General features: G+C 49.0%; 3 protein-coding genes and 1 pseudogene. 1 reads left to right on the top strand and 3 read right to left on the bottom strand.

The genetic code is table 11. The annotated features are described in order from the left end of the window. Positions 1 to 207, top strand: a 207-nt coding sequence (locus N7387_RS21055; protein ID WP_279800921.1) for a hypothetical protein, incomplete at its 5' end; no start/stop codon positions are given. Here the strand turns inward: N7387_RS21055 and N7387_RS21060 are convergent. The 3 genes and pseudogenes from N7387_RS21060 to N7387_RS21070 all read right to left on the bottom strand — a co-directional run. Continuing rightward, entirely contained in the window at positions 197 to 1,042 is an 846-nt protein-coding gene (locus N7387_RS21060; RefSeq protein WP_279800922.1) for a helix-turn-helix domain-containing protein, read from the bottom strand. The two genes, N7387_RS21055 and N7387_RS21060, sit on opposite strands and share 11 nt — an antisense overlap. A 24-nt stretch (positions 1,043 to 1,066) precedes the next feature. Continuing rightward, entirely contained in the window at positions 1,067 to 1,762 is a 696-nt protein-coding gene (locus tag N7387_RS21065) for a replication protein P (protein ID WP_279800923.1), read from the bottom strand. Beyond that, a pseudogene (locus N7387_RS21070) lies at positions 1,759 to 2,101 on the bottom strand (replication protein 15); the annotation flags it as partial. The gene N7387_RS21065 and the pseudogene N7387_RS21070, both read right to left, overlap by 4 nt.

The following is a 2,101-nucleotide window of genomic DNA, read 5'->3' on the forward strand; positions in this document are numbered from 1 at the left end:
AAGTCTGCTGCGAACTCCGGCCATGTAGGCGCGGTATCTTTTCGCAATCTCACCATGCTTGTATTCATGACCGCCGAAAAAATTTATTTTCCGCTACATCATGACCCACTCCGGCGTATAGCCAAGTTCACCCGCACACCACTTTTCAAAATCCGTTGGTTCCATAATCAGGGTTCCTTTGTTTCGCTGGTGACATTTAGTTGTTAAGGCTGGAGTAATCAACTAGGTTATCAATGATGTCATCCCGCTCAGGGTATCCATCAAACCGGTCATTGTTTTTCAGCCAATGCCAGACATATTTTGCTTCCTCCCGATCTGTTGGCTGTATCACCTGCAACCTTATTTCAAGCCAATGCTCACGGAAGTAAACGTGTTCTGGCTGATCACCCGAATATTGATACCCCATTTCCTTTTCTGCTGATGAACGCATCTGATAAAGCCAGCCCCAATATTCCAATTCCCGGATCACATCACTTAAGGTTTCCGGGTCAGGAAGCACGTCAGTAAATCCTTTCGCCTTATCCTCTTTTTCTTTTTCAAGATTGCTATCGCCACTTTTCCAACCCTGCTTAATTTCCTTCTTTGTCCATCCGTAATATGGGTCATCGATGTAATTTGGTGACGACTTAATAATTACCTCTGCTGGCGTATCACCGAACGCGCTGTCATAGTCACCAAAAATACCTCTCACCTGCCTTGCTTTTTCAATGGCCTCTCTCGCTGATTTTATTTTAGATTCTGGACTATCAATTCCCATAGTACCGAAGACTATCTGAAATGGATGAGCACCAGATTCTTGCAGATATTTGGTGTATTTATCTTGAGCCTCTTTTGGCGATATTTTAATTTTATCAAGTGCCTTTTCGGCCTTTTCAAGATGCGCTGGTTCATTCAGAGCAATGACACGCAGTACCCATAAATATGCGTCAACCTGCTTATCGCCGGTTATTTTTTCCTGCTTGGGTAATGGCTTGATGGTTGCAATTTCAGTGCTGTGAGATATTTCAGGAATGGTGAAAAGTTGTTCGTGCGTTAATTTCATAATCAAAAGTCCTTCTGTCTTGGGTTATGCCGTCCGCGTCCGGAATCCGAACTTGGCCTTTAATTCTGCGATATGCGCCAGTGCTTTTTCCTTTGGTACCGGAATATGCAACTTAGGGATTTGCACACGCGGTGCCGGAATTTCTTCACCGGATCGGATTCTGGATGCCATCACCGCCAGCTCCTGGGCGCAGCGTTTTTTCAGCTCTGACTCGGTCAGGCCGGATGCGCGGCTCAGTGCGTGCAACTTCGTGACCATCCAGTAACAGGCGTTGTTTTGCCACGGATATTCTTCTGACGTGCGGTACATGTATTTGTTATCGCTAAACTTCATGATCATGTCGTAAAGCCCGTCAGCGTCCGGAAGCCCTACAGCCACACAATCAGCCTGTTTGCACCACTGGATAAACTGACCTGGTGACGGTAGAAACGGGCGCTCCTGCTTCCTGGCAATCTTCATTCCGACGGTAATTTGCCCCACTGTCCGAATGCCGTTTTCAGCGAAAGCCAGAACCCACTGCCGGCGAAATTCGTCCAGGTCATCCTGTGTCTGAAAGTTTGCCACTGCTGCGGGGAATGTGGCTTTGAGTTGCCGGAACAGCTCGTTGAATACCTGGATTGCTTCCGGTGGAACTTCCTGCTGAGGTTTCGGTGCGGAACCAGCCATTGACCTCAGCGCGCCGGAATCTCGCTGCTGAATGGCGGTTGTGAGTGATTTCATATTTTCAGACCCTCCGCCCAGCTGGTGTTATCGAAATCAAGATGCGGTCTGCCGGACGGCTTCTGCTCACCCCTTCCAGGCTGTTTGCTCTGCATCACCAGTGTTGACCACTTCTCACGGAGCTTTGCAGGACACAGGACGTTCGAGCACCAGAACGAATCTTTGTTCGCCCACTGGAATAACCGGCAGATTTCTTCGTGCGTCCTGCCGTCAATCTGGCGCATCAGGCGGATATCGTTCGCCCAGTTGTGCCAGGCAGGTTCGGCTGCGGTCGGGCAAACGATTTGGACTTTGCCGTAAATCCACTGAGCGGCTTTCAGGTCGTCGGCAGTTCCCCAC

The organism is Morganella sp. GD04133, assembly GCF_029835375.1.
Taxonomy (GTDB): domain Bacteria; phylum Pseudomonadota; class Gammaproteobacteria; order Enterobacterales; family Enterobacteriaceae; genus Morganella; species Morganella morganii_B.